The following is a 25,943-nucleotide window of genomic DNA, read 5'->3' on the forward strand; positions in this document are numbered from 1 at the left end:
CGGAAGGCGCCATGACCACGTCGAAGTTCGTGCTGCCCGAGAGCGACATCCCGACGACCTGGTACAACGTGGTTCCCGACCTGCCCAAGGGGCTGCCCCCGATGCTGCACCCCGGCACCCGGGAACCTCTCACCCCGGCGGACCTCGAACCGCTCTTCGCCACCGGCATGATCGAGCAGGAGTTCAGCACCGAACGGGATGTGGACATCCCCGGGCCGGTGCTGGACATCTACCGCCAGTGGCGGCCCAGCCCGCTCGTACGCGCCCACCGTCTGGAGAAGGCCCTCGACACTCCGGCCCGGATCTACTTCAAGTACGAGGGGGTCAGCCCGTCCGGCAGCCACAAGCCGAACACGGCCGTACCGCAGGCGTACTACAGCAAGCTCGACGGCGTACGGCGGCTGACCACGGAGACCGGCGCCGGCCAGTGGGGCAGCTCGCTGTCGATGGCGTGCACGTACTTCGGCCTCGACTGCGAGGTCTTCATGGTCCGGGTCAGCTACGACCAGAAGCCGTACCGGCGCGGGCTGATGGAGACGTTCGGCGCGTCGGTGACGGCGAGCCCGAGCGACCGCACCGAGGCGGGCCGGGCCGCGCTCGCCGCCGACCCCGACTCCACCGGCAGCCTCGGCCTGGCCATCTCCGAGGCGGTGGAGGCGGCGATGGTCAGCGGTGGCGCCGCCAAGTACGCCCTCGGCTCGGTGCTCAACCTGGTGCTGATGCACCAGACGATCATCGGCCAGGAGGCGCAGCTCCAACTCGCCCTGGCCGACGACTACCCGGACGTCGTGGTCGGCGCGGCCGGCGGTGGCTCCAACTTCGCCGGGCTGGCCCTGCCGTTCCTGCGCCGCCAACTCGGCGGCGGCCCGGCCGTGCGGTTCATCGCGGTCGAACCGTCCTCCTGCCCGTCGCTGACCCAGGGCACCTACGACTACGACTTCGGGGACACCGCCGGCCTCACCCCGCTGACCAAGATGCACACCCTGGGCCACGACTTCCGCCCACCGGCCATCCACGCCGGTGGACTGCGCTACCACGGCATGGCGCCGATCATCAGCGCGCTGCGGGACCTCGATCTCATCGAGGCGCGTGCCGTGCCGCAGACCGCGTGCTTCGAGGCGGGCGTGCTGTTCGCCCGCAGCGAGGGGATCGTGCCGGCGCCGGAGTCCACCCACGCCGTCCGGGTGGCCGTGGACGAGGCGCTGCGCTGCCGGGAGACGGGTGAGTCGGAGGCGATCGTCTTCTCCCTCTCGGGCCACGGCCACTTCGACATGCAGGCCTACATCGACTACTTCGCCGGGAAGCTGACGGACTGACCTCGCTGGGGGCGGGCGCCGCCGTGGCGCCCGCCCCCGCGCCGAGCACCCGGGGGTGCCAATGCACAGCGAAGCAGCGACCATCCTCGCCATCAACGGTTCGGAGCGGGCCGGTGGCAACACCGACCACGCCATCGCGCACGCGGGCCGGCTGATCGCCGAACGCGGTGCGACCCTGCGCACCATCGTGCTCCGGGAACACCGCATCTCGCCGTGCAGCCCGTGCGGCGACTGCAACAGCCGTACCCTGCCCTGCCGCGTGGACGACGACGTCCCCGCCCTGGTGGAGCAGATGGCCGCCGCCGACGGACTCATCTACGCGGCCCCGGTGCACGGCTTCGGCCTCGCCCACCTCATGCAGGTCTTCATCGAGCGGGCCGGCGTCGGCTACCTGCGGTTCAACAGGCCGCTCGCCGACAAGGTCGGCGGCATCATCGTCACCGGGCGCCGGTACAGCGATTCTTCGGTGCACAACCAGATCGTCAACAACCTGCTGCTCAACAGGATGATCCTGGTGGGCAGCGGCTTCCCCGTCCTGCTGCGCAACACCACCGGCAGCCCCGGCCTGACCGACGCCGAGGGCGTCGACGCGCTCGAGCGGATGGTGCACCGGATGCTCGACATGGTGCAACTGCTCAAGCGGCACCAGCGGGTCGACGGTGGTCCGGTCCTGCCGCGCCGGGACCGCAACGAACGCGTCCCGCGGCCCCGCCGCGCCGAATCCGTCCAGAGCAAAGGAGATATCGAGAATGTCCACTGAGCAGGTCGCCGCACCGGTCGGCATCGACTTTCCCGCCACCGAGTGGGAGAGGTGGGACAAGCCCGGCGCCGAGGGCAGGGTCAAGATGACGTACGTGGGCGGTCAGCGTCTGCGTCTGTTGGAGCTGCCGCCCGGCTTCGACGAGCATCACTGGTGCCTGCGGGGGCACACCGGCTACGTGCTCCAGGGCGAGTTCACCATCCACTTCCGGGACCGGTCGGTGCCGTGCCGCCCCGGGATGGGTTTCGTCATCCCCGACGACGAGGAGCACCGGTCCCAGGGCAGCGACGCCGAACCCACGGTCGTCTTCGTGGTCGACGAGGTTCCGCAGCCGTGAGCGACCAGCAGCACGTCGCGTCGCCGGCCGGGTCGGCGTCGGCCGGCGACGCCGACGGAACGGCCCGGATCGCCGAGCTGCGGGTCGCCATCGACGGGCTCGACCGGCAGATCATCGCCCTGCTGGCCGAGCGCACCCGGGTGGTGCGGGAGCTGACCGTGTACAAGACGGACGAGGAGACCGTCCGCTCACCCGAGCGGGTACGGCAGGTCCTGGACCGCATACACGGCCTGGCGGTGGGGCACGGCATGCCGCCCGAGGTGGCCGTCGGCACGTACCGCGCCCTCATCGAGGAGCTGACCCTGATGCAGCTCGACATGCTGGCGGCCCGCCGCGCCGCGGCGCAGGCGGACACCAGATGAGCCACCGCCCGCCCGTCGACCTGCGGCACGCCCTGGCCAGCCTCGACCCGCTCCCCGGCGAGCTGGTGCGGGTCGCCACCGAACTGCCCGCCCGCTACGGCGTGTCCGCCCACTACGCCCGGTGGGCGGGCGCGCCGGCCGCCCCGCCCACCGGCGCCGGCCCGGCCGTGCTCTTCGACCGGGTACGCCCCGACGACGGTCCCACCCGGGCGGTGCTGATGGGCCTCTACGGCACCCGCCGACGTGCCGCCGGCCTGCTCGGCTGCACGCCCGCCGAACTGCCGCACCGGCTGCTCGACGCGGTGGCGGCCCCCCGCCCGGCGGTGTCCGCCGCCGCGTCCCGCTGGCCGCGCGAGGCGCTGCCGCTGGACCTGACGGCGCTGCCGGTGCCGGTCCTCACCGACGAGGACGCCGGCCCCTACCTGACCCTCGGCGCGGTGCTCGCCACCGATCCGGACACCGGGGTCCGCAACCTGTCCGTGCACCGCATGTGCGTACAGGGGCCCGACACGCTGACCATCTGGATGGTGCCGGGGCGCGACCTGGAACTGGCGTACCAGGCTGCCCTGCGCCGGGGTCGCGCGCTGCCGGTGGCGATCCACCTCGGCCTCAGCCCGGCGGTGCTGTTGTCGTCCTGCTGCCCGACCTCGCTGGTCCCGGCCGACCTCGACGAGCTGGCGGTGGCCGGCGCGCTCGCCGGCCAGCCGGTGGAGCTGCTGCCCTGCGCCACGGTGGACGCCGAGTTCATCGCGCACGCCGAGTACGTCGTCGAGGGCGAGCTGCTGGCCGACCACGCGCCGGAGAGCGCGCACGGCACGGTGGCGACGCCGGAGTTCCTCGGCTACCAGGGCCGGGCGCATCCCTCGCTGCCGCTGATCCGGGCCACGGCGATCACCGCCCGGGAGAGCCCGATCCTGCAGGCGGTCTCCGGGCCCGGGCACGAGCAGTCGATCCTGCTCGGCTTCGGGATGGAGGCCGCCGTGCTGGACGTGCTGCGGCGGCGGGGGACACCCGCGCTCGCGGCGCACTGCCACACCGCCGGCGGCGGTCAGCTCATGGTGGTGCTCCAGTGGCCGGCGAAGCGCGGGCCGGACGACGACGTCGCGGTGCGCGCCGCCGCCGAGGCGGTGCTGGAGCAGTTCCGGATGGCCAAGCTGGTGCTGTGCGTGGGGGAGGACGTCGACATCGAGTCCGACCAGGACCTGTGGTGGGCCATGGTCACCCGCTTCCAGGCCGACCAGGACCTCGTCGTGCTGCCCGACCGGGAGGGCTTCCCCCTCGACCCCAGCCAGCACACCGGCTACTCCCCGTCGCTCTCGGCCGACGGGCGCACGGCCAAGGCGGTGTTCGACTGCACCGTCCCGTACGCCCAGAGCGTCCGGTTCCGCCGCCCCCGCTTCACCGAGCCGTCACGTCCCGCACCGCGGCGGCCAGCAGCGCCACTCCCTCGGTGATCCGGGCGGTGGGCAACGCCGCGTACCCGATCAGGAAGGTCGGCTCGGTCGGCGGTCGGGTGACGAAGTAGCCCGAGGCGGGGTAGACCCGTACGCCCCGCACGGCGGCGGCGCGCACGATCTCGGCCTCGTCGACGTCGGGCGCGCCGCCCAGGGTCACGAGCACGTGCAGGCCGGCCGCCGTGCCGGAGATCCGCACTCCCGCGCCGAAGTGCTCGTACAGCGACTCCAACAGGCGGGCGCGTCGCTGCCGGTAGAGGCGGTCCATCCGGCCGATGTGCCGGGCGTACGCGCCGGAGGAGATGAACTCGGCCAGCGCCTCCTGGGTGACCGTCGGGGTCAGCCGGTCGGTGATCCACTTGATGCCCAGGAACGACCGGACGAGGTGCGGCGGCAGCACCGCGTATCCGATGCGCAGCGAGGGGAAGAGGGTCTTGCTGAAGCTGCCCACGTAGACCACGTCCGCGTCCTGCGGGTCGGCGGCCAGCGACGCAAGCCGCTCCTCGGCGAAGGTGAACTCGTTGTGGTAGTCGTCCTCCAGCACCGTCGCGGCGTGGTCGCGGGCCCACCGCAGCAATGCCCGTCGTCGCCGGTCGGACATGATGAACCCGGTCGGGAACTGGTGCGACGGAGTGACGTAGACGAGGCGTACCCGGGCCGGGTCGAGGCCGTGCGCGCGGACCCGGCAGTCGATCTCCTCGACCCGCAGGCCCTCCTCGTCGACCGGCACCGGCACCACGGCGGCCCGCGAGTAGCCGAAGATCTGCCGCAGCACGGTGTGGCTCGGATCCTCGATGACCACCACGTCGTCCGGGCCGACGAGGAGCCGGACCAGGATGTCCATGGCCTGGGTCGCGCCGCTGGTCACGACCGTGTTCTCGCGCCGGGCGTCCAACGCCCGGCTGCGTCGCAGCAGCGCGGTGACCTGGGTACGCAGCGACGGGGAACCCTCGGCCGGACCGTAACCGAGCGCCACCGCGTCGGCCCGGCTGACCGCGTCGGCGAGCGACTGCCGCCACCGGGTCACCGGGAAGCTGGCCAGTGCCGGGGTGCCGTGCCGGAAGTCGTAGGTGCCGTCCGGCCGGTGCATCGGCGCCGGTTCCCAGGGCTTCCAGAGGGGACTGCCGGCGTCGGTGGGCAGTGGGGGCTCGGGTCGCAGGTGCGCGCGGGCGGCGCGGGGGGCGGGTGCCGGTGTGCCGCCCGGGGCCGCGCTGACCCGCGTGCCGGAACCACGCCGTGACGTGAGCACCCCGTTGGCCCGCAGCAGCTCGTACGCGCGGGTCACCACCGTCCGGGAGACTCTGAGCTGGTGTGCCAGCTCACGGCTGGGCGGCACCGCGTCACCGGGCCGCAGCCGGCCGGCGCGTACGGATGAGCTGATCTGGTCGCAGAGCTGCTGCTGCAACGGCACCGGACTGGCACGGTCCAGCGTGACGAGGAGCTGGTCCGAACTCACCTGGGCATGCTCCCCGCTCGAGGTCAGGCTGCCCGGGAGGATCGCCTGCGCGCGGGACGGTCGGTCTGCACGAATGTCGACAGTCGGCCCTGAACCAGCCGACCGAGCACGTCCAGGAAGATCGCGCGGTCGCGCGACGGAACCGTGGCGAGGATGTCGCTCTGCAATGCCGCGACGATCTGCCGCGCCCCGGCGACCAGCCGCTCGCCGTCAGGCGTGACGGTGACGATGCGGGCGCGCCGGTCGGTCGTCGATGTGCGACGGTCGACCAGGCCGGCACGTTCCAGCTCGTCGAGGGTGACGACCATCGTCGTCTTGTCGATGCCGCACATCTCGCCGAGCTGGCTCTGGGTGAACTCGCCGGTGAGTCCGCGATCGAGCACGCAGTAGGCACGCGTCGAGATGCCGAGGCCGGAGAGGGCGGCGGCGTGCTCCTGAGCCAGCGCGTGGGTGGCCCAGGACATGAGGAACATCAGGTCTGGTGGCGTGGCATCGGGCCCGGAGGTTCCGGTGGTCATGGCGGCAGCCTACCAACTGGTTCGTGATTCGAACTATCTCGTAGCGGAGCATCGCCGCTCGCGAACAAGTTAAGAACGAGATAGTAAAGAACGGAACCTTCTGATACGGTTCGATCTCGACAGTGCGTCCCCTCCACCAAGGAGTCACCTCTGATGTCTGCGGAAGCCTCTGTTCCCCGTGCCGGTGCCAGCGCCGCACGGGTGCGTGACCGGGCCATCGCCGTCGCGGTCGCCGTGCTCGCCGCCGTGGCCGTGTGGTCGATCGCGAGCCTCGCCGGCGCGCAGCTCACCGTCGACCAGGGCGCCGGCCCGCGGGATGTCACGGTGCTCGCCGTCGTCCTGAACTCCGCGATCGCGGCGCTGCTCGGCTGGGGCCTGCTCGCGGTGCTCGAGCGCTTCCGGGCGCGTGCCACGTCGATCTGGACGGGGATCGCCCTCGCCGTCCTCGTGCTGTCGCTCGTGCCGGCATCCCTGGTCGACGCCTCGGCCGGCACCAGAGTGGCCCTCCTCCTGATGCACTTGGTGGTGGGCGCGGTCGTGATCGTGGGCTTCCGCGGGAGCGCGCGGCACGCCTGACGGCGGGTTGCCCCAACCGCTGCCGATCGCCCGTCCTGCTCCCACGGGGGGAGCAGGACGGGCGGTTCCTCAACTGCGCGTACGGCTCAACGCCAGGCCACCGAGGCCCAGCGCGGCCAACCCCACCACCAGGGCCACGTACGCCCCGCCCCGACCGTTGCCGGTGCCGATCCCGCCGTCGGAGGTCGCCACCACCAGCGCGCCGAGGCTCACGCCGAGCAGTCCGGACGCCAGGGCCACGGTCGCGCCCAGCATCCCGCTGCCGGTGCCGACGCGGCTGCTCGGGCGGGCCAGGGCCACCGCGCCGACGATCACCCCCGCCAGCGCCAGCAGGCCGCCCACGCTCGCGCCGAGCCGGCCGGCGCTCATGGTGGTGACGCTGGCCGCCAACGGCCGTTCAGGGGCGGCGATCCCCTCGATCAGGGCGGACGCGGCGGCGGTGAGCACCGACATGTGCTTCTCCTTCTCGTACGTCGTGGTGTGTCGTTCGATCGTGTCGCCGCGCCGGCCGCCGGTCGTCCGGCAACCGGAGGCTCTTTGCCCTGCCGCGGCGGGCGCAGGCGGCTGCCGCGTACGGCGCGCACGCCGCACGACTACCACGGACGCGGTAGTTCCCGGTCGTCCGCGCGCAGGAGTCGCCCGGGGCGCCGCCCGGGCTAGGGTGCGCGCATGAGCACAGAGCGTGCCGTCGTACGGGACTGGGTGATCGCCATCGGGGTGGCGGCGGTGTTGCTGGTCGCCGGTCGGTCCGCGGACGCCGCCACGATCGACGCCGACCTGCTGGGTTATCCGTTGCTGGCCGCGAGTGGTCTGGCGTTGGCGGCCCGTCGCCGTGCTCCCGTCGCCGTCCTGGCCGTCACCGGACTGTGTGCCGTGGGCTACCAGGCGGCCGGTTTCGACGTGCCGGCCGTCGCCTTCCTGTTCGCCGTGTACTACGGCGTACGGGCCGGCCACCGGGTCGTCACGATCGTCGCCGCCGTGCTGATGCTCGTCGCGTTGCCGCTCACGGCGCTCGCCCCACCGCAGGGTCTGCCGCTGGGCGACGCGCTCGCACGGGCCCGGGGCGCGCTGGAGGTGGCGTGGCTGATCGCCGCCGGCGCGGCGGGGGAGGCGTTGCGACAGGCCGAGCGGCGGGCCGACGAGGCCGAACGCACCCGGGAGGAGACCGCGCGCCGCCGTGCTGACGAGGAACGGCTGCACATCGCGCGGGAGCTGCACGACTCGCTGACCCACCAGATCTCGATCATCAAGGTGCAGGCCGAGGTGGCCGTCCACCTGGCCCGCCGGCGCGGCGAGGAGGTGCCGGAGACGTTGCTCGCCATCCGGGAGGCCGGCCGCGAGGCCAGCCGTGAGTTGCGCGCGACCCTGGAGGCGCTGCGGGACGACGACCGGAGTCCGCCGCGCGGCCTCGACCACCTGCCGGAGCTGGTGCAGCGGGCCCGGATGGCCGGGCTGGACGCGACGTTGACGGTGCGGGGGCGACGACCGGCCGTGCCGGTGGCCGTGGACCGGACCGCCTACCGGATCGTCCAGGAATCCCTCACCAACGTCGCCCGGCACGCCGCCGCGGCCAGCGCGGCGGTCCGGGTCGACTACCGTCCGGACGCCCTCGCGATCCGCGTCGACGACGACGGGTCCGTCACGTCGGACGCCGTCCCGACGCCCGGGGTCGGGCTCCTCGGCATGCGCGAGCGGGTCACCGCCCTGGGTGGACGCCTGCACGCCGCGCCCCGCGACGAGGGCGGCTTCACCGTCCAGGCCGAACTCCCGGTGGGACCGCCGGCGTGATCCGCGTCCTGCTGGTCGACGACCAGGCGCTGCTGCGCAGCGGCTTCCGCGCGCTCCTGGACATCGAGGACGACATCGAGGTGGTGGCCGAGGCCGCCGACGGGCGGGAGGGTGTGGCCCTCGCCCGGCGTCATCTGCCCGACATCGCCCTCATCGACATCCAGATGCCCGTGCTGGACGGCATCGAGGCGACCCGGCTCATCGCCGCCGATCCGGCTCTGGCCGGAGTGCACGTCGTCATCCTGACCAATTACGGCCTCGACGAACACGTGTTCCACGCCCTGCGCGCCGGCGCCGCCGGGTTCCTCGTCAAGGACATCGAGCCGGAGGACTTCCTGCACGCCGTACGTGTCGCCGCGCGGGGGGACGCGCTGCTCGCGCCGTCGATCACCCGCCGCCTCATCGACCGGTACGTCGCCGAGCCGCGCCACCTGCGCGCCCCGACCGGCCTCGCGGAGTTGACCAGCCGGGAACGCGAGGCCGTTGCCCTGGTCGCCCAGGGGCTGTCGAACGACGAGGTCGCGGCGCGGATGGTGATCAGCCCGCTCACCGCCAAGACCCACGTCAACCGGGCCATGGCCAAACTCGGAGTCCGTGACCGCGCGCAACTCGTCGTCGTCGCGTACGAGTCGGGCCTGGTGGCGCCGCGGCAGCAGCACTGAGGTCGACGGGCCGTCGGACCAGGGGACGGCGTGCGGGCTCGCCACGCGGCGCCCCGGTCGACCCGTGCCATGATTGCGCCCATGGGTAAGCAGCAGCACGTCGGCGGGACCGACCGGGACAGCGGGTCGGGCACCACGGCCGACCGTCCGACCGGTGGTGGGGCGGACGAGCGGCTCGCCCTCGCACACGACCCCACAACGCCACAGATGACCCTCATCGACCTGGCGTCCGATGCGTCGGTCGCGGTGCGCAAGGCGGTCGCGGCGCGGCCGGACGCGCCCGCGCAGGCCCTGCGGTCACTGACCCGCGACCATGATCGTCACGTCCGGGAAGCCGTGGCGCGCAATCCGGCGACCTCGGTGGGCAATCTCCTGCGCCTGGTCAAGGACGCGGACCGGTGGGTCCGCTGGGCCGTCGCCGGCAACCCGGCCTGCGACGAGTCGGTCCGCCGGGTGATGGTCGCCGCACCTGACAAGGAGCTCCGGGGTCTGCTCGCCGAGACCCGCGAGTTGGAACCCGAGCTGGCCGCCCGGCTGGTCGACGACGTCTCACCCGAGGTGCGGGAACGCCTCGCCACGCACACCCAGGACCCCGACGTCATCGTCGCCCTGCTGGCCGACCGTACCGTCCGCGTCCGCAAGGGGCTGGCCCGCAACCCGCGGACCACCGCCGCGCAGCGCAGCGCCCTGGCCGGGGACCCGGCGGTCGACGTACGGGCCGCGCTGGTCCGCGCGCTGGAGCTGGACGAGGCGGACCTGGCGACGCTTGTCGACGACCGTTCGGTGCAGGTCCGGCTGGCGATGGCCACGTCCGAGATCATCCCGGCGCACGTCCGGCAGACGCTCGAAGGCGATCCCGACGAGATGGTGGCCACCGCGGCTCGCGACTTCCGCCCCGGGGCCGGCAGCTCACCGGTGGTGCGGGCTCCCCGCATCGGTGCCCGGCGTTCCGGCACCGGTCCGGGTCGGCCGGGTCGCGCCGCCCGCTGAGGTTGCCGCGCCGCGCGGCGCTCGTCCGGTCGGGCTACCGGCGGGACGCGCCGACGCGCGGCGGGGAGGGCCTGCGGGCGCGGGAACCGGTCCCGGACGGCGACGCCACCTCGACCGGGAGGTCGCGGCCGGCGAGTCGGCGAAGATGGTCACGGATCTGGCGTTTGTCCGCGGCAGACACGGACTCGTCGAGCAACCGTCGGCGGATGGTGCCCATGTCCGCCTCGACCTCCGCCAGCACCCGCGGCGTCACGGCCGCGTTCGGCATCGCGAGCGGCCGGATCGCGGCGGCGATGGAGAGGTCGAGGGTGGCGCAGAGGCTCCGGACCTTCGCCAGCTCGGGGTAGCGCTGCCAGTCTCCGGCGAGCCAGCGGAACAGGGTCGAGCGGCTCACCCCGGTGTGGTGCGCGATGTCGCCGACGGTCCAGCCGTGTTCCTCGCGGGCGTCGTCGACGGCTTGGCGGACGAACTGTGCGAAGGCCATCTGAGGTGTCGTGGGGTAGGTGTCCATCCGCAGGTCTGCCCTCCCCTCCGGGGTCGGATCTGCTCACCGTTGGGTGACGGCGGTACCACTGATCGTCCATCAGCTTCTGCGGTGGCGCAGCGGTGTCCGGAGCGATGGCCTACTCGTTCGGGGTGGCTCGGCTACTCAAATGTCGATCGTCGTGGCGGGGACGTACGCCCCGGGACCGACCCGACCGTCCCCTTCCCGACCGCCTGTGACGTTCACGGACTGTGATGGTCGCCGCAGCGCTGCGGCTACCACGCGTGACCTGAGTTACCGTTCCTCGAATCAGGTACCGTCCCCTGTCACATCGATTTCGTACAACCTGGCTGCCCGTCCGCGGGAGAGCCGAACCGGAGGGACACACTCGTGAGGGTCCGTAGCGCAGTCCGTCAGGCCGGCCTCGTCGTGGCGATCGCCGCTCTGGCGGTGACCGCGGGATGTGCCAAGAAGGACGACAGCGAGGTCCAGGCCAGCGGGGTCAAGCTGGTCGAGGGCGGCAAGCTGACCGTCTGCACCCACCTGCCGTACCCGCCGTTCCAGTCCAAGGACGCCAGCGGCAAGGTGACCGGGTTCGACGTCGACGTGATGGACCTCGTGGCCAAGGAGCTGGGCGTCGAGCAGACGATCATCGACACGCCGTTCGAGGGCATCAAGTCCGGCCAGGACCTGAACACCGGCAAGTGCGACGCGGCCGCCGCCGGCATGACCATCACCGCCGAGCGGCAGAAGGTGATGGACTTCTCCGACCCGTACTTCGACGCGACGCAGGCGATGCTGATCAAGACCGGGAAGCCGTACAAGTCGCTCGACGACCTGCGGGGCAAGAAGCTCGGCGTGCAGGCGGCCACCACCGGCCGCGACTACGCCCGCAAGTTCGAGAAGGAGAAGGGCCTGCAGCTCGTCGAGTTCGAGGACCTCGCCGCCCTGCAACAGGCCGTGGCGAACGGCCAGGTCGAGGCCGCCGTCAACGACCTGCCGGTGTGGTCCGAGTACCTCCGCAAGAACCCGGGCGGGTTCGCGGTGACCGCCGAGTTCGACACGGGCGAGCAGTACGGGTTCTCGGTGAAGAAGGACGGCAACCCGGAGCTGCTCAAGAAGATCAACGAGACGCTGGCCAAGGCCAAGCAGGACGGCTCGTACGACACGATCTACGCCAAGTGGATCGGCAAGCGGCCGAACGCCTGATCGACGCCCAGGAGGGCAGGGCGCGCGAAACGCGCGCCCTGCCCGTCAGCACACTCCGGGAAGGCAACGAGCCAACGTGAAGCTGCGCCGCCGCCAGCGGGAACGACTGTCCCTCGGTATCCAGTACCTGGTCTTCGTCGCGATCATCGCCACGGTGCTCCTCGCCGCGGACTGGGGCCGACTGGCCGACGCGTTCTTCCGCGTCGACATCATCGAGTCGATGTTCCCCACGATCATCACCGTGGCGCTGCGCAACACGATCCTCTACACGCTGGGCGCGTTCGCCTTCGGCCTCGTGTTCGGCACCGTCCTCGCGCTCATGCGACTGTCCCGGGTCGCGCCGTACCGCTGGCTGGCGACCGCGTACATCGAGTTGTTCCGGGGTCTGCCGGCGCTGCTGGTGCTCTTCCTCGTCGGGTACGGCATTCCCATCGCCTTCCCGGAGCGGGAGATCCCCGGCGGGGTGTTCGGCTCGATCGCGATCGGCCTCGGGTTGACCGCCGCGGCGTACATGGCCGAGACCATCCGCGCCGGCATCCAGGCAGTGCCGAAGGGGCAGATGGAGGCCGCCCGTACCCTCGGCATGTCGCATTTCACCGCGATGCGCACGATCGTCATCCCGCAGGCGTTCCGGATCGTCATCCCGCCGCTGACGAACGAGCTCATCCTGCTCACCAAGGACTCCTCGCTGGCGTACGTGCTGGGCGTGACGGCACAGACCATCGAGGTCACCAAGTTCGGCCGGGACATGCTCAACGACCGGGTGAACGCCACCCCGCTGCTGGTGGCCGGCCTCGCCTACCTGGTCATCACCCTGCCGCTGTCCCAGGTGGTACGCCGCCTCGAACTCCGCTACGCCAAGGCCCGGTGACCCGCATGACGACCAGCCCCTCCCGTCCCGCCGTAGAGATCCGGGACCTGCACAAGTCCTTCGGGCCGATCGAGGTGCTCAAGGGCATCGACTTCGAGGTGGGCCAGGGCGAGGTCGTCTGCGTGATCGGGCCGTCCGGGTCCGGCAAGTCGACCCTGCTGCGCTGTGTCGACCTGCTGGAGGAACCGACCGTCGGCACGATCTGGGTGAACGGCGTCGAGATGACCGACCCGGACGTGGAGATCGACGCGGTCCGCCGGGGCATCGGCATGGTGTTCCAGTCGTTCAACCTGTTCCCGCACCTGACCGTGCTGCGCAACCTCACCGTCGCGCAGCGCAAGGTGCTGCGGCGCTCTCGCGCCGAGGCCGAGCGGATCGCGCGGGCCAACCTGGAGCGGGTCGGTCTCACCGACAAGGCCGACGCGTTTCCCGCGCAGCTCTCCGGCGGGCAGCAGCAGCGCGTCGCGATCGCCCGGTCGCTGTCGATGGACCCGAAGCTGATGCTCTTCGACGAGCCGACCTCGGCGCTCGACCCGGAGTTGGTCGGTGACGTGCTGACCGTCATGCGGGGGCTCGCCGAGGACGGCATGACGATGATGGTGGTCACCCACGAGATGGCGTTCGCCCGGGACGTCGCCGACCGGGTCGTGTTCATGGACGGCGGCGTCGTCGTCGAGCAGGGGCCGCCGCACGAGGTGCTGGGCGCGCCGAAGCACGAGCGGACCCGTGCGTTCCTCTCCCGCGTCCTCGACCCGACGCACGCGCGACTCGGTCAGCCCGAGCAGTCGCCCGCGCCGGTGGAGACCCCCGGCCTGCCGGCCGACGACCGCCACGGTCTCTGACACCTCTGACACCACCGGCTCCGGCCGATCGACGGCCCTCGTGATGTCGCGGTAATCTTCCTGCAATCAGACCCTGTACTTTCGTCGATGGATTACATAAGTTGGGTTCATCCATCGAAAGTTCTGAGTCTTCCGAGCGAAGTCCGCGACGATCCTCACCCCAGTCGTGCTGCCGCCTTGTGCTCGGCGGTCGATGCACCCTGCGCTCGTCGCGTCTTCGCCCGGTCGGGAACGGAGACCCATGGACGATCACGCCGTTGGCTCCCACCGCCACCTGTCCCGCCGATCACTGATCGCCACCGGGGCGCTCGCAGCCGGAGCGTTGGGCGCGTCCGCCCCCACGCTCGGGGGCGCGTTCGGAGGCAGCCCAGCGCAGGCCGCCGCCGGAGTGACCAGGAAGGTCACCATCTACGCCGAGCAGTTGCCCGGCGGACTGTACGGCTACGGCCTGGCACCCGGCCAGGCCACCGTGCCCGGGCCGGTGCTGGAGATCTACGAGGGTGACACCCTGGAGATCACCCTGGTCAACACCACCGACCAGCGACTGTCCATCCACCCGCACGGGGTGGACTACAGCACCGACTCGGACGGCAGTCCGTTCAACGACTCCTTCAACGATCCCGGCGAGACACGCACGTACGTGTGGCGCTCGCACGAGATGGTCGCCGCGTCGGGTCGCCGGTACATGCCGGGCAGCGCCGGCTACTGGCACTACCACGACCACGCCATGGGCACCGACCACGGCACCGCCGGCGTCGCCAAGGGACTGTACGGCGCGCTGATCGTCCGACGTCGCGGCGACATTCTGCCGGAGAAGCAGTTCACGGTCGTGTTCCACGACATGACGATCAACAACCGGATGGCCCCGAACACACCCATGTTCGAGGCGAACCTGGGCCAGCGGGTGGAGTGGCTCGCCATCGGGCACGGCAACCTGTTCCACACCTTCCACCTGCACGCGCACCGCTGGGCGGACAACCGCACCGGGATGCTCGAAGGACCGGCCGACCCGAGCCTGGTCGTCGACAACAAGGACCTCAACCCGGGCAGCTCGTTCGGGTTCCAGGTGCTGGCCGGGGAGGGCGTCGGGCCCGGCGCGTGGATGTACCACTGCCACGTGCAGAACCACTCCGACGGCGGCATGGCCGGGATCTTCCTGGTGCGCAACGCCGACGGCAGCATGCCCCCCGGCGCCGAGGAGGCGATCCACCGGTTCCAGGGCCATACCCACACGCACGGAAGCTGACCGAAAGGTGGGGACGGGGATGAGAAGAGACGTACGACGAGCCCTCGCCGCGATAGCGGCCTTTGCCACGCTGATCCCGGCCACGACCACGGCATCGGCGGCGGCAGCCGCGCCCCGAGCGGTGACCGAGGCGCCGGCGCGGACGCAGCAGAACAGCACCGCCGTGCTCGTGTTCCACGGCCCGGTGGCCCAGCAGCAGGACCCGGTGGCGCGCGCGGTGGACACCATCCGACAGCTTGCGGCCAGTCATGACATCGATGTCATGGCCACCACGGACCCGGGTGTGTTCACTCCGACCACGCTGTCCGCGTACCAGAGCGTGGTGTTCCTCTCCGCGACGGGCGCGGCGCTCAACCGCGACCAGGAGTCGGCGCTCCAGGCGTACATGAAGGCCGGCGGCGGTTTCGTCGGCATCGCCGACGCCGCCCGCGCCCAGGTCGACTCGACCTGGTTCACCGGCCTGATCGGCGCCCGCCCGGCCGGCGCGATCCCGGTGGCCGAGCCGGTGGCCCGGGTGACCGCCATCGGCGAGAACCCGCCCAGCGAGACCAAGGAGAAGCTGACCGACGGCGACGCCAACACGAAGTGGCTGGTCCGCACGCCCACGGCCTGGGTGACGTACGAGCTGGCCGCGCCGAAGCGGATCACCGGCTACGCGTTGACGTCGGCCAACGACTTCGTCGGGCGGGACCCGAAGGACTGGACCCTGCAGGGCTCCACGGACGGCCAGAACTGGTCCGACCTGGACACGCGCACCAACCAGACCTTCGCCGAACGGTTCCAGACCCGGCGGTTCGACATCGCCACCCCGCAGGAGTTCAGCCGCTACCGGCTGAACATCACCGCCAACAGCGGCGAGCCGCTGATCCAGCTCGCCGACCTGCGTCTGTTCACCGGGACGGCCACCGCGCCGCCGCCGACCCCGGTGAACCGGGCGGTGGTCGACATCCTGGACCGCAAACACCCGGCTACGGCGTCGCTGCCGCTGACCCTCACCCGGTCGGACCGCTGGGACAACTGGGAGACGAACCCGATCGGCGCGGTGCACACCCTCGCCCAGGTCGAGGAACGGCACTACGACCCGGGCCCGGGCGCCAACGGCCCGTTCCACCCGGTGTCCTGGTGCCGGGACTACGACGGTGGGCGGTCGTTCTACACCGGCATGGGCCACACCGAGGGCAGCTACGGCGAGGAGGCGTTCCGCGCCCACCTGACCGGCGCGCTGAACTGGACCACCGGGCGCGTACGCGGCGACTGCCAGGCGACGATCGCCGCGAACTACAAGATCGAGCGGCTGACCGCAGCGAACCAGACCGGGCAGCTCGACCAGATCGGCGAGCCGCACGGGCTGACCATCGCGCCCGACGGCACGGTCTTCTACGTCGGCAAGGCGGCGTGCCCGAGCGGCCCGATCGCCGACTGGAACGACCCGAACGTCGGCCTGGGCTGCGGCACCATCCACTCCTACGACCCGCGCAGCAAACAGGTCAAACTGCTGACCACCCTGCGGGTGATGGGCAACCGGGGCAGCGGCTCGGAGTTGGTGAAGAACGAGGAGGGTCTGCTCGGCATCGTCCCGGACCCCACGTTCGCCGAGAACGGCTGGCTCTACGTCTACTGGATGCCGCACGAGTCGATCGACCGGGTGAAACGGGTCGGGCAGCGCACCATCTCCCGCTTCACGTACGACCGGGCGACCCAGACGATCGACCAGGGCACCCGCAAGGACCTGTTGCAGTTCCCGGTGCAGATCCACAGCTGCTGCCACGCCGGTGGCGGCATGGCGTTCGACGCCAAGGGCAACCTGTACGTCGGCTCCGGCGACAACAACTCCTCCGAGGGGTCGCAGGGCTACTCCGGCAACAACTGGACCGAGGAGTACCAGGGGATCTCGTTCCAGGACGCCCGCCGTACGTCGGGTAACACCAACGACCTCGCCGGCAAGATCATCCGGATCCACCCGGAGGCGGACGGCACGTACACCATCCCCGAGGGCAACCTGTTCCCGCCGGGCACCGAGAAGACCCGGCCGGAGATCTACGTGATGGGCGTGCGCAACATCGCCCGCCTCCAGATCGACCCGGTGCACCAGTGGCTGACCGCAGGCTGGGTCGGCCCGGACGCCTCGTCGCCCAGCCCCACCCTCGGCCCGGCGAAGTACGAGACGGCCACCATCATCACCTCGGCCGGGAACCAGGGCTGGCCGTACTGCATGGGCAACCGGCAGCCGTACCGGGACCGCAGCAACACCGACGCCAGCGTGCTGACCGGCTGGTACGACTGCGACAACCTGAAGAACACCTCGCCGCGCAACACCGGCCTGGTGGACATCCCCGCCGCCCGGGACAACATGATCTGGTACTCGCCGGACGGCGGCGGCCCGGTCTTCCCGAAGCGGACCGACGGCAGCGGCCTCCCGACCTACGTCGCGGCCGACGCCACCTACACCCAGCCGTACCTGCGCGGCGGCGGGCAGGCCATCATGTCCGGCCCCACCTACCACCGCAGCCTCGTCGACACCGACAGCGGCGTCGCGTGGCCGGAACACTGGGACGGCAAGTGGCTCATCGGCGACCAGTCGAATCCGGTCAACCGGGTCGCGGTCACCGTCGACGAGGCCGGCGTGCCGCAGGCGGCCCCGCCGGTGTACGCCGAGTCGCTGCGGGCCATCATCCCCAGCGGCAACGGCGACAACCGCCTGCAGAGCTGGATGGACGCCAAGTTCGGCCCGGACGGCGCGCTCTACCTGCTCGACTACGGAGGCGGCTTCTTCAGCCTGAACCCCAACCAGAAGCTGATCCGGGTCACCTACACCGGTGGCGCCCCCACCCCGGCGCCCGCCGCGACCTCGGTGGCCGTGCAGAACAAGCCGCTGACGATCGCCTTCACCGGCTCGAAGTCCGGCGGCGTGAGCCACCGGTGGGAGTTCGGCGACGGCGCCACGTCGACCGAGGTGGACCCCCGACACACGTACGCCAAGGTCGGCACCTACACCGCGAAGCTCACCGTCACGTACGCCGACGGCGAGACGGCGACCGTGCGGACCACCGTCACGGTCGGGTGCGCGGTGCCGGACGCCCGGGCGACGGTGTGGCTCGGCGACACCGACACCGGTGTGCCCAGTCGGACGGTCGGGCAGGGCTGCACGATCAACGACCTGATCGACGACGAGAGCACCTGGCCGGACCACAACGCCTTCGTTCGGCACGTCACCGCGGTGACGCGCGGGTTGCAGGACGACGGCCTGCTCAACGCCCGCGAGGCGGGCACGCTCACCCGCCTGGCCGCCGCGTCCGACATCGGCCGGGACGGTCGCACCGGGTACGAGCCCCTGTACGACGGCACCGCCGAGTCGCTGCGCGGCTGGGAGCAGGCGCCGACGGGCTCGTTCAGCATCCAGCCGGACGGGGCGCTGCGCTCCAGCGGCGGTCTCGGCATGCTCTGGCACACCAGGGAGTTGGGCGACTTCTCGCTGAAGGTGCAGTTCAAGGACATCGCACCGGGCACCAACCGGGCCAACACCGGTGTCTTCATCCGCTTCCCGGACCTGCGGGTCCCGCTGGAGCAGCGGCCACCGGGCAGCTGCGGCACCATCGGGTCGGCCCGGACCTCGACCGCCTGGATGGCGATCTACTGCGGACACGAGATCCAGATCTACGACGGTGAGAGCGGCGAGCCGCAGAAGACCGGCTCGGTCTACAACTTCGACCCGGTGCCGCTCGCCCAGGCCGGCGTCACCCCGAAGAACGTGTGGAACGACTACGAAATCCGGGTGGTCGGGCAGCACTACACGATGATCCGCAACGGCGTGGTGATCAACGAGTTCGACAACACGCCGGGCAAGCAGTCCTCCCGGGCCGGCGATCCGCCGACCGACCTGCGGCAGTTCCTGCGCGGCTTCATCGGACTGCAGAACCACGGCGACAACGACCTGACCGAGTTCCGCAACATCCGCGTGCGCGAGCTCTAGGAGAGACGATGATCCGACGACTCACGGCCGCGTTGGCGGCGGTCCTGCTCACGGTCGCGCCGTTGGCCGCGCCACCCGCCTCCGCCGCACCACGTGCCGCCGCGGACCAGGTGCTGACCTGGACCGCCGACGACAACACCACCCGCTACAAGTCCGTGCCCACCACCGCGGTGGCCGGCGCGACGACGATCGTCTGGGAGAACAGCGCGGCCACCGGCAACACCACCGGGATGCCGCACACGTTGACCTTCGACACGTCCACCGAGGGCTACAACCACGACGTCACCATCAACATCCTGGCCAGTCCGTTCGACGCCAACAACGGCCGCCACGAGGCGACCGTCACGCTGACCCCGGGCCGGTACCGCTACTTCTGTGCCATCCCCGGCCACAGCCAGATGGTCGGCGAGCTGGTCGTCACCGACGGCGGGGGAGGGGGCGACACCACGCCCCCGACCGTCACCGCGGCCGTGTCCGGTGACCGCGACGGCGACGGCAACTACGTCGGCGCGGCGACGGTGACCGTCACGGCCACCGACGCGGACTCCGGCGTGGACACCGTCGAGTACCAGGTCGACGACACCAGCTTCCAGCCGTACACCCAGCCGGTGCGGGTCACCGCGGTCGGCGACCACGCGGTGCAGTTCCGCGCCACCGACCAGGCCGGCAACACCAGTGCCGTCGGCTCGGTGTCGTTCCGGGTCGTCGAGCCGACCGAGGAGGACACCACCGCGCCGGTGGTCACGGCCGCGCTGACCGGCGACCGCGACGGCGACGGCAACTACATCGGTACGGTCACCGCCACGCTGACCGCCACCGACGCCGGGTCGGGGGTCGCCACCATCGAGTACGCCCTCGACGGGGCCGCCTTCACGGCGTACACGAGCCCGGTCGTGGTGACCGCCACCGGGATGCACATGCTGCACTACCGGGCCACCGACGTCGCCGGCAACACCTCGGCCGAGCAGATGGCCCACTTCACCGTCGTCGCGCCGCCGGCCGAGGACACCACCCCGCCCACCGTCACGGCGACGGTGGCCGGCGACCGGAACGACGACGGCGCGTACGTCGGCGGCGCGACCGTGACCGTCACGGCCACCGACGCCGACTCGGGCGTGGCGAGGACCGAGTACGCCCTCGACAGCGGCGCGTGGACCGCGTACACCACCCCGGTCGTCGTCCGCGCCGTCGGGGCGCACACCCTGCGCTACCGGGCGACGGACACCGCCGGTAACACCGCCGCCGAGCAGTCGGCGACGTTCACGGTGGTGGCCGACGGCACCGACGCCTGCCCCGCCTCCGACACGCGGGACACGGTGGTCATCGACGGCGTCGACACTGCCGTGGCGAACGTCGACACCGGGAACGGCTGCACCATCAACGACCTGATCGACGAACGCGCCGACTACCCCGGCCACGCCGACTTCGTCCGGCACGTCGAGGCGGTCACCACCGCGCTGGTGACCGCCGGAACGCTCACCAAGCGCCAGCAGGGCGCCATCGTCCGGGCTGCGGCCCGATCGGACGTCGGCGCATGAGCCCCCGCATCTCATTCAGAGGGAGAACCACGATGCCCGGACGTACCGCCGCCAAGCTGGCCACCGTGAGTGCCGTCATCGCCGCCACGGTGCTGGCCGTGGCACCGACCGCCCACGCCGACCTGGTCACCCACTGCATCGGCACCGGTGGTGCGGTGACGGTGCCCAACGACCTGCTCGTCCCGGCCGGTGAGTCCTGCGCGCTGACCGGCACGACGATCACCGGCAACGTCACCGTCGCCGCCGGCGCCAACCTGGTGGTCACCGGTGGCCGGGTCAGCGGCGAGGTACGGATCGCCGCCGACGGTTACCTCGACGCCACCGAGACGACCGTCGACGGTCAGGTCGTGCTGGCCGCCGGAGGCTACGGCGTCTATCTGTCCGACGCCTCGACCGGCGCGCTGACCGTCCGGCCGAAGGGTTCGGCGACCATCGACAGCTTCCTGTTCGCCGAGGCGTCCACGATCGGCGGGAACGTCACCGTCGGCGCCGGTGAGGTACGGCTCGACGGGGGCACCCAGGTGACGCGCAACGTCAGCAGCACCGGCACGTACTACACCGACGTGCACGACTCGTTCGTCGACGGCACCCTGTCGGTGCTCAACAGCGCCACCGGCAGCGTCGTGTGCGGCAGCGCCGTCCGGGGCAGGGCCACCTTCGCCGGCAACCTCGGCGGCGTGCAGCTCGGCCCGAACGGCGCGCTGGACAGTTGCGCCTCCGGCGGCTACTGGGGCGCGGATGTCAGCGTCACCAACACCACCGGTGGCGTCACCGTCGACGACAACATCATCAACGGCCAGTTGACTGTGACGGGCAACGACCCGGCCGCGCAGGTGGCGGCGAACAACCGCATCCGAGGCGGCGTGACGGGCGACCAGGCCGCGCCGAGCGGCAACCGGGCGGCCCGGATGACCGCCCCGGACCGGGAGGACGCGGGCGACGAGCGGGCCGAGGTCCGTCGTACCTCGGCAGTGCAGGAGGCCACCGAGGCGGGCGCCGCGAAGCTCTGACCCCCGCCCCCAACCTCGTCGATCATGGAGTTGTGGTGCCCGAGGTGGGGGACGACGTCTGGTTCGTCCCCCACCACAACTCCATGATCGACACGAACGAGGGCTAGAAGTTGCCGGCCGAGTTGCACTTCACGTTCTGGTCCAGGCAGTTGCGGACCCTTGCGGCCAGCGCCTCGTCCTTCCAGGCGTTGAAGAAGTCCGCGTGCATCGAGAACGAGGTGCCGGACGCGAGGGTGATCCCATCCGTGTTCGCGCTCAACGGGTACGAGATCACGAAGGACACCGACGGGACGGGCACCGGGTGGCTCTTCGGGCAGGCTCCCGTGTGGTCTCCGTTGGCCATGTGCGCCTTGTGGTCGGGGCTGTCCAGGTGCCTGCCGTCCCAGCAGTCCGGGAAGGTGATCTGCCGGACGACGTGCGCGGTCTTGGCGCAGACCGGGAAGGTCCTGTCGGCGCTGCGGCCGATCTCGCCGCCGATGCCGGCGCACCAGAAGTGGTTGCCCTGCTTGTCCGGGGTGTCCACCTGGTTCCTGGCATTACCGGTGATCATCCGCAGGCCGAACGGGAAGGGCTGGGTCCTGCTCGGGTCCTTCAGTCGGGAACCGTAGTAGACGGTCACCTCGGTCGGGTCGACGACCTTGCCGTTCTGGTACATGGTCGGCACCCAGTAGGCGGACTGGTCGTCCGGCGAGTTGCAGGTGGTCGCCTTCGACGCCCGGAGCGACTCCGCCGTCGAGTTGGCATCGGTCGACCTGTTGCCCCAGAACGTGTGGTTGTGCGAGCCGCCCGCCAGCTTGGGCAGGACGATCGGGTCGTCACCGTTGTGGTGGCTGACCGTGCAGCCGACGTTGAACTCCGGAACCTTCACCGGGTTGCCGGTCACCGGCTTCGGCTTGCGCGCGAAGAACGCCCTCGTCGCGGCGGCCTGCGCGGCGGCGTCGACGGTGATCCAGCCACCCGACACGGTGGGTGGGACGGCGCTCGTGGACGAGGTGCCCGGCTTGACCGGTGCGGCCGGGCTGGTCGAGGTGCCCGGGGCGCTCGGCGTGGTCGCCGCGTCGCCCGGCGCGGCGGGCGTCGGCGTCCCGGGGTCGGACGATCCGGTGCCGGTGTCGCCGGACGGACCGGACGCGCCGGGCGTGGCCGGAGACTCCTTGCATCCGGCGGTGAACGCCAGGCAGACCACCAGCAGGGCGGTCAGGACATGGCGGTGTCGAGGGGTGGGTCGCAGATACGTCAACGGGGATGCACCTTTCTTCCGAGAAGAAAGAGTACGAGTCGACCCCGTGCGCCTATCCGCCTGCGCCGATTAAATATGCCTTAAATATCGCTCCGGGATCACCCTGTCACCTCTGCGCGACGGTCGATCCTGTCGATCGGATATCGATTGCTCGAAAAAGCGTAATCGGCGACTCCGTCGGCGGTCTGTCCCTGCTGCCGGGCCGGTGAGGGGTGAGCCTGCCGTCGATGTGGCGCCCACGCAACCTGTTCCGCCGTGTGTGGGAAATCACCGTACCGGTCCGAAATCCGGACAGCGGAGGTGTCGTCAACCGTACCGTCGCGGTTTCCGGGATCACCAGTTGTCGGTAAGACGGAATCAAGCGGTCGTACACCGGGCCCTTCCTAATCTTTGGACGGTGGGTGGGTCGACTGTCACCAGAGTGCGTCTGTCGGGACATGCGTCGCCACCACGCCGTCACCAACAATTACGGAGTAGTTGAAACACGCTATGCCCGCGACCAGGAAAACCAGAGCCGCGCCACGTCGCCCCGATCAGGCGTGGTCCCGCGGTCTTGAGCCGTCCGGCTTCGACGATTTCGCCGCGGCCGCGTACGAGAAGCTGTTCGGGTCTTTCGCGGTCGACACCGACGGAACGGTCGCGGTGGCGGAACTCGTCGACCGCCTGCGCGCCGCAGGCATCTCCGAGGCGGATCCGCGCCTGGTCGAGGTGCGGTCCGCCACCGGTGGCGACGGTCCGGCCCGCATCGACATATCCCGTTTCATCGCGTGGTGCAGGGCGGGTGGCGGTGTGATCGAGAGGTCGCTGCGCGGAGACCTCGTCATTCCGGACTTCGCCGCGTTGCAGACGGAGATCTTCTCGATCTACGAGGGCCTCCGGGGTGTCGCCGAGGGGCAGGTCGCCGACTACATCCCGCAGCTCGGCCGCGTCGATCCGGAGAATTTCGGGATCGCGTTGTGCACGACCGACGGCCAGCGCTTCGCCGTGGGGGACGCGGAGACCCCGTTCTGCGTCCAGTCGGTCTGCAAGCCGATCAACTACTGTCTTGCGCTGGAGCAGCACGGCGCCGAAGAGGTCCACCGGCACGTGGGGCGGGAACCCAGCGGTCGCGGGTTCAACGAGCTGACATTGAACAACGAGGGCCTTCCGCACAACCCGATGATCAATTCTGGGGCGATCATGTGCTGCTCGCTGCTGCGCCCGAGATGGGAGATGGCCGACCGGTTCGACCACGTCGCCGAGACCTGGCGCAGACTGGCCGGCGGCGGAACGGTCGGCTTCAACAATGCCGTCTATCTCTCGGAACGGCGTACGGCGGATCGGAACTTCGCTCTCGGGTACTTCATGCGCGAGCACCGGGCCTTTCCGGACGGCACCGACCTCACCGAGACGTTGGAGTTCTACTTCCAGTGCTGTTCCATCGAGGTCGACGCGCGGTCCCTGTCGGTCGTTGCCGCCTCACTCGCCAACGGCGGTGTCAACCCCCTCACCCGGGAGCGGATCTTCTCCGCTGACACCGCGCGCAAGTGTCTCTCGCTGATGTCGTCGTGCGGGATGTACGACTATTCGGGGGAGTTCGCCTTCACCATCGGTCTGCCGGCGAAGAGCGGTGTCTCCGGCGGACTCATGATCGTGGTGCCGGGCGTGATGGGCATCTGCGTCTGGTCGCCCCGCCTCGACGCGCTCGGCAACTCCGTCCGGGGAGTCGCGTTCTGCAAGGAACTCATCAACCGGTTCAACTTCCACGTCTACGACTCGTTGGCCGCCGGGGAGGACTCCGGCAAACGCGACCCGCGACGCGGTCGGAACGAGGACGAGGTGGCGTCGACCACGCGATTGCTGTGGGCCGCCAGTCACGGCGATCTGGCGTACGTCCGGCTCGCGCTGGCGGCGGGGAAGGATCCGAACTCCGCCGACTACGACCGGCGGACGGCGCTGCACCTGGCCGCCTCGGACGGGAACCTCGACGTGGTCCAGTACCTCCTGGATCGTGGGGCCGATCCGACTCTGCGCGACCGCTGGGGAGGCACCGCGCTCTCCGATGCTCAACGCGGAGCACACGACAACGTTGTCGCGCTGCTCATGTCGACGCTTGGCGAGGGCCAGGCGTCGGCCACCCTCGTGCGCACCGACGCGCCGCTCGCGGCGGTCTGAACCGTCCGTCGCACCGATCACACGATTTCGTGGGCCATCCGGCCCGATCACAGGAGAAAGAGACCCATGGCGTACAAGGCTGAATACATCTGGATCGACGGCACCGCGCCGACCGCGAAGCTCCGGTCGAAGACGAAGATCATCGAGGACGGCGTCACGCCCGGCACGTGGGGCTTCGACGGCTCCAGCACCAACCAGGCCGAGGGCAGCAGCTCCGACCGCGTCCTCGAGCCGGTCGCCATCTACGCCGACCCGATCCGGGGCGGCGCGCACCTGCTGGTGCTGTGCGAGGTGTTCAACACCGACGGCACCCCGCACGAGTCCAACACGCGGGCGCTGCTGCGCCCGGTGGCCGAGCGGTTCGCCGCCCAGGAGTCGCTGTTCGGGATCGAGCAGGAGTACACGTTCTTCAAGGGCTCCCGCCCGCTGGGCTTCCCGGACGGCGGCTACCCGGCTCCGCAGGGTGGCTACTACTGCGGGGTGGGCGCGGACGAGATCTACGGCCGCGCCGTCGTCGAGAAGCACCTGGACAACTGCCTCGCCGCGGGCCTTTCCCTCTCCGGCATCAACGCCGAGGTCATGCCCGGCCAGTGGGAGTTCCAGGTCGGCCCGCTGTCCCCGCTGGAGGTCGCCGACCAGCTGTGGATCGCCCGCTGGCTCCTGCACCGCACGGCCGAGGACTTCGGCATCTCCGCGACCCTGGAGCCGAAGCCCGCGCGGGGTGACTGGAACGGCGCCGGTGCCCACACCAACTTCTCGACGCGCGCCATGCGCGAGAACTACCCGGCGATCATCGAGGCCTGCGAGGCCCTCGGCCGGGGCGACAAGCCCGCGGAGCACATCCGCAACTACGGCGCCGGCGTCGAGGCCCGCCTGACCGGCGCGCACGAGACGGCGCCCTGGAACGAGTACAGCTACGGCGTCTCCGACCGCGGTGCCTCCGTCCGCATCCCGTGGCAGGTGGAGATTGACAAGAAGGGCTACATCGAGGACCGCCGGCCCAACGCCAATGTCGACCCGTACACCGTCACCCGCCTCATCGTCGACACCTGCTGCGGCGCGCTGGAGGCCGCCGACCTCGTCTGAGGCACGCGACCCACGGTCGCGACGACATTCACGACACGCCGCAGTGCTGCGGCAGCTACCACGACATGGAGTGC

Annotated in this window: 22 protein-coding genes and 1 pseudogene; 18 read left to right on the top strand and 5 right to left on the bottom strand. The window is 70.9% G+C overall.

Translation table 11 applies throughout. The features are described from left to right. The first annotated feature begins 11 nt into the window (after positions 1-11). The 5 genes from ACTFTM_RS13305 to ACTFTM_RS13325 all read left to right on the top strand — a co-directional run bounded on the left by ACTFTM_RS13305 (position 12) and on the right by ACTFTM_RS13325 (position 4,229). Positions 12-1,316, top strand: a complete 1,305-nt coding sequence (locus ACTFTM_RS13305; protein ID WP_449566076.1) for a TrpB-like pyridoxal phosphate-dependent enzyme — start codon at positions 12-14, stop codon at positions 1,314-1,316. A gap of 61 nt (positions 1,317-1,377) precedes the next feature. Beyond that, a complete protein-coding gene (locus ACTFTM_RS13310) occupies positions 1,378-2,076 on the top strand; it encodes a flavodoxin family protein (RefSeq protein ID WP_449566077.1) in 699 nt (232 codons plus the stop codon). Beyond that, positions 2,066-2,413, top strand: a complete 348-nt coding sequence (locus ACTFTM_RS13315; RefSeq protein ID WP_355050129.1) for a cupin domain-containing protein — start codon at positions 2,066-2,068, stop codon at positions 2,411-2,413. The genes ACTFTM_RS13310 and ACTFTM_RS13315 overlap by 11 nt, the downstream gene beginning before the upstream one ends. Further along, positions 2,410-2,775, top strand: a complete 366-nt coding sequence (locus ACTFTM_RS13320; RefSeq protein WP_449566078.1) for a chorismate mutase — start codon at positions 2,410-2,412, stop codon at positions 2,773-2,775. The genes ACTFTM_RS13315 and ACTFTM_RS13320 overlap by 4 nt, the downstream gene beginning before the upstream one ends. Beyond that, complete coding sequence (locus ACTFTM_RS13325) at positions 2,772-4,229, top strand: UbiD family decarboxylase (protein ID WP_449566079.1); 1,458 nt, start codon at positions 2,772-2,774, stop codon at positions 4,227-4,229. Before ACTFTM_RS13320 ends, ACTFTM_RS13325 begins: the two co-directional genes overlap by 4 nt. Here ACTFTM_RS13325 and pdxR read toward each other — a convergent pair. Continuing rightward, complete coding sequence (pdxR, locus tag ACTFTM_RS13330) at positions 4,174-5,685, bottom strand: MocR-like pyridoxine biosynthesis transcription factor PdxR (RefSeq protein ID WP_449566080.1); 1,512 nt, start codon at positions 5,683-5,685, stop codon at positions 4,174-4,176. The genes ACTFTM_RS13325 and pdxR overlap by 56 nt on opposite strands. 23 nt (positions 5,686-5,708) lie before the next feature. After that, positions 5,709-6,203, bottom strand: coding sequence for a MarR family winged helix-turn-helix transcriptional regulator (locus ACTFTM_RS13335; RefSeq protein WP_449566081.1), 495 nt, complete (start codon positions 6,201-6,203; stop codon positions 5,709-5,711). 153 nt (positions 6,204-6,356) lie between these two features. Between ACTFTM_RS13335 and ACTFTM_RS13340 the strand changes: the two genes are divergently transcribed. After that, positions 6,357-6,779 (top strand): DUF6069 family protein, encoded by a 423-nt coding sequence (locus tag ACTFTM_RS13340; RefSeq protein WP_449566082.1) that lies wholly within the window; start codon positions 6,357-6,359, stop codon positions 6,777-6,779. Between the two features lie 69 nt (positions 6,780-6,848). Here the strand turns inward: ACTFTM_RS13340 and ACTFTM_RS13345 are convergent, their stop codons facing one another. After that, positions 6,849-7,232 (bottom strand): DUF6223 family protein, encoded by a 384-nt coding sequence (locus tag ACTFTM_RS13345; RefSeq protein ID WP_449566083.1) that lies wholly within the window; start codon positions 7,230-7,232, stop codon positions 6,849-6,851. Positions 7,233-7,448: 216 nt separating this feature from the next. On the opposite strand from ACTFTM_RS13345, the gene ACTFTM_RS13350 reads away from it, so the two are divergent. The 3 genes from ACTFTM_RS13350 to ACTFTM_RS13360 all read left to right on the top strand — a co-directional run bounded on the left by ACTFTM_RS13350 (position 7,449) and on the right by ACTFTM_RS13360 (position 10,219). Further along, a complete protein-coding gene (locus tag ACTFTM_RS13350; RefSeq protein WP_449566084.1) occupies positions 7,449-8,567 on the top strand; it encodes a sensor histidine kinase in 1,119 nt (372 codons plus the stop codon). Next, complete coding sequence (locus tag ACTFTM_RS13355) at positions 8,564-9,229, top strand: response regulator (protein WP_449566085.1); 666 nt, start codon at positions 8,564-8,566, stop codon at positions 9,227-9,229. The genes ACTFTM_RS13350 and ACTFTM_RS13355 overlap by 4 nt, the downstream gene beginning before the upstream one ends. A gap of 81 nt (positions 9,230-9,310) precedes the next feature. Continuing rightward, on the top strand, positions 9,311-10,219 hold the full coding sequence (locus ACTFTM_RS13360; protein ID WP_449566086.1) for a hypothetical protein: 909 nt from the start codon (positions 9,311-9,313) through the stop codon (positions 10,217-10,219). A gap of 118 nt (positions 10,220-10,337) precedes the next feature. Here ACTFTM_RS13360 and ACTFTM_RS13365 read toward each other — a convergent pair. Beyond that, positions 10,338-10,730, bottom strand: a pseudogene (locus ACTFTM_RS13365) (helix-turn-helix domain-containing protein); the annotation flags it as partial. A gap of 363 nt (positions 10,731-11,093) precedes the next feature. Between ACTFTM_RS13365 and ACTFTM_RS13370 the strand changes: the two are divergent. From ACTFTM_RS13370 to ACTFTM_RS13400, 7 genes are all read left to right on the top strand, one after another. After that, on the top strand, positions 11,094-11,912 hold the full coding sequence (locus ACTFTM_RS13370; RefSeq protein WP_449566087.1) for a basic amino acid ABC transporter substrate-binding protein: 819 nt from the start codon (positions 11,094-11,096) through the stop codon (positions 11,910-11,912). A 76-nt stretch (positions 11,913-11,988) separates the two neighbouring features. Then, positions 11,989-12,783 carry an amino acid ABC transporter permease gene (locus tag ACTFTM_RS13375; RefSeq protein ID WP_449566088.1) on the top strand — a complete coding sequence of 265 codons (795 nt, stop codon included), beginning with the start codon at positions 11,989-11,991 and terminating at the stop codon, positions 12,781-12,783. A gap of 5 nt (positions 12,784-12,788) precedes the next feature. After that, positions 12,789-13,625, top strand: coding sequence for an amino acid ABC transporter ATP-binding protein (locus tag ACTFTM_RS13380; RefSeq protein ID WP_449566089.1), 837 nt, complete (start codon positions 12,789-12,791; stop codon positions 13,623-13,625). Positions 13,626-13,866: 241 nt separating this feature from the next. Next, complete coding sequence (locus ACTFTM_RS13385) at positions 13,867-14,871, top strand: multicopper oxidase domain-containing protein (RefSeq protein WP_449566090.1); 1,005 nt, start codon at positions 13,867-13,869, stop codon at positions 14,869-14,871. 19 nt (positions 14,872-14,890) lie between these two features. Continuing rightward, positions 14,891-18,841 carry a ThuA domain-containing protein gene (locus tag ACTFTM_RS13390; protein ID WP_449566091.1) on the top strand — a complete coding sequence of 1,317 codons (3,951 nt, stop codon included), beginning with the start codon at positions 14,891-14,893 and terminating at the stop codon, positions 18,839-18,841. 8 nt (positions 18,842-18,849) lie between these two features. Then, positions 18,850-20,379 carry an OmpL47-type beta-barrel domain-containing protein gene (locus ACTFTM_RS13395; RefSeq protein WP_449566092.1) on the top strand — a complete coding sequence of 510 codons (1,530 nt, stop codon included), beginning with the start codon at positions 18,850-18,852 and terminating at the stop codon, positions 20,377-20,379. A 32-nt stretch (positions 20,380-20,411) separates the two neighbouring features. Beyond that, on the top strand, positions 20,412-21,389 hold the full coding sequence (locus ACTFTM_RS13400) for a hypothetical protein (RefSeq protein WP_449566093.1): 978 nt from the start codon (positions 20,412-20,414) through the stop codon (positions 21,387-21,389). A 103-nt stretch (positions 21,390-21,492) separates the two neighbouring features. Here the strand turns inward: ACTFTM_RS13400 and ACTFTM_RS13405 are convergent, their stop codons facing one another. Continuing rightward, on the bottom strand, positions 21,493-22,629 hold the full coding sequence (locus ACTFTM_RS13405) for a DUF1996 domain-containing protein (protein WP_449566094.1): 1,137 nt from the start codon (positions 22,627-22,629) through the stop codon (positions 21,493-21,495). Between the two features lie 489 nt (positions 22,630-23,118). Between ACTFTM_RS13405 and glsA the strand changes: the two genes are divergently transcribed. Continuing rightward, on the top strand, positions 23,119-24,783 hold the full coding sequence (glsA, locus tag ACTFTM_RS13410) for a glutaminase A (RefSeq protein WP_449566095.1): 1,665 nt from the start codon (positions 23,119-23,121) through the stop codon (positions 24,781-24,783). Positions 24,784-24,849: 66 nt separating this feature from the next. After that, positions 24,850-25,869, top strand: coding sequence for a glutamine synthetase (gene glnII / locus ACTFTM_RS13415; RefSeq protein ID WP_449566096.1), 1,020 nt, complete (start codon positions 24,850-24,852; stop codon positions 25,867-25,869). Positions 25,870-25,943: the final 74 nt, after the last annotated feature.

Source organism: Micromonospora sp. RB23 (assembly GCF_053585025.1).

Coding starts and splice junctions, on each gene's coding strand:
- ACTFTM_RS13360 (WP_449566086.1), top strand. CDS start 9,311: ATGGGTAAGCAGCAGCACGTCGGCGGGACCGACCGGGACAGCGGGTCG.
- ACTFTM_RS13350 (WP_449566084.1), top strand. CDS start 7,449: ATGAGCACAGAGCGTGCCGTCGTACGGGACTGGGTGATCGCCATCGGG.
- ACTFTM_RS13305 (WP_449566076.1), top strand. CDS start 12: ATGACCACGTCGAAGTTCGTGCTGCCCGAGAGCGACATCCCGACGACC.
- glsA (WP_449566095.1), top strand. CDS start 23,119: ATGCCCGCGACCAGGAAAACCAGAGCCGCGCCACGTCGCCCCGATCAG.
- ACTFTM_RS13315 (WP_355050129.1), top strand. CDS start 2,066: ATGTCCACTGAGCAGGTCGCCGCACCGGTCGGCATCGACTTTCCCGCC.
- ACTFTM_RS13340 (WP_449566082.1), top strand. CDS start 6,357: ATGTCTGCGGAAGCCTCTGTTCCCCGTGCCGGTGCCAGCGCCGCACGG.
- ACTFTM_RS13345 (WP_449566083.1), bottom strand. CDS start 7,232: ATGTCGGTGCTCACCGCCGCCGCGTCCGCCCTGATCGAGGGGATCGCC.
- ACTFTM_RS13335 (WP_449566081.1), bottom strand. CDS start 6,203: ATGACCACCGGAACCTCCGGGCCCGATGCCACGCCACCAGACCTGATG.
- ACTFTM_RS13400 (WP_449566093.1), top strand. CDS start 20,412: ATGCCCGGACGTACCGCCGCCAAGCTGGCCACCGTGAGTGCCGTCATC.
- ACTFTM_RS13380 (WP_449566089.1), top strand. CDS start 12,789: ATGACGACCAGCCCCTCCCGTCCCGCCGTAGAGATCCGGGACCTGCAC.
- ACTFTM_RS13385 (WP_449566090.1), top strand. CDS start 13,867: ATGGACGATCACGCCGTTGGCTCCCACCGCCACCTGTCCCGCCGATCA.
- ACTFTM_RS13310 (WP_449566077.1), top strand. CDS start 1,378: ATGCACAGCGAAGCAGCGACCATCCTCGCCATCAACGGTTCGGAGCGG.
- ACTFTM_RS13325 (WP_449566079.1), top strand. CDS start 2,772: ATGAGCCACCGCCCGCCCGTCGACCTGCGGCACGCCCTGGCCAGCCTC.
- ACTFTM_RS13395 (WP_449566092.1), top strand. CDS start 18,850: ATGATCCGACGACTCACGGCCGCGTTGGCGGCGGTCCTGCTCACGGTC.
- glnII (WP_449566096.1), top strand. CDS start 24,850: ATGGCGTACAAGGCTGAATACATCTGGATCGACGGCACCGCGCCGACC.
- ACTFTM_RS13390 (WP_449566091.1), top strand. CDS start 14,891: ATGAGAAGAGACGTACGACGAGCCCTCGCCGCGATAGCGGCCTTTGCC.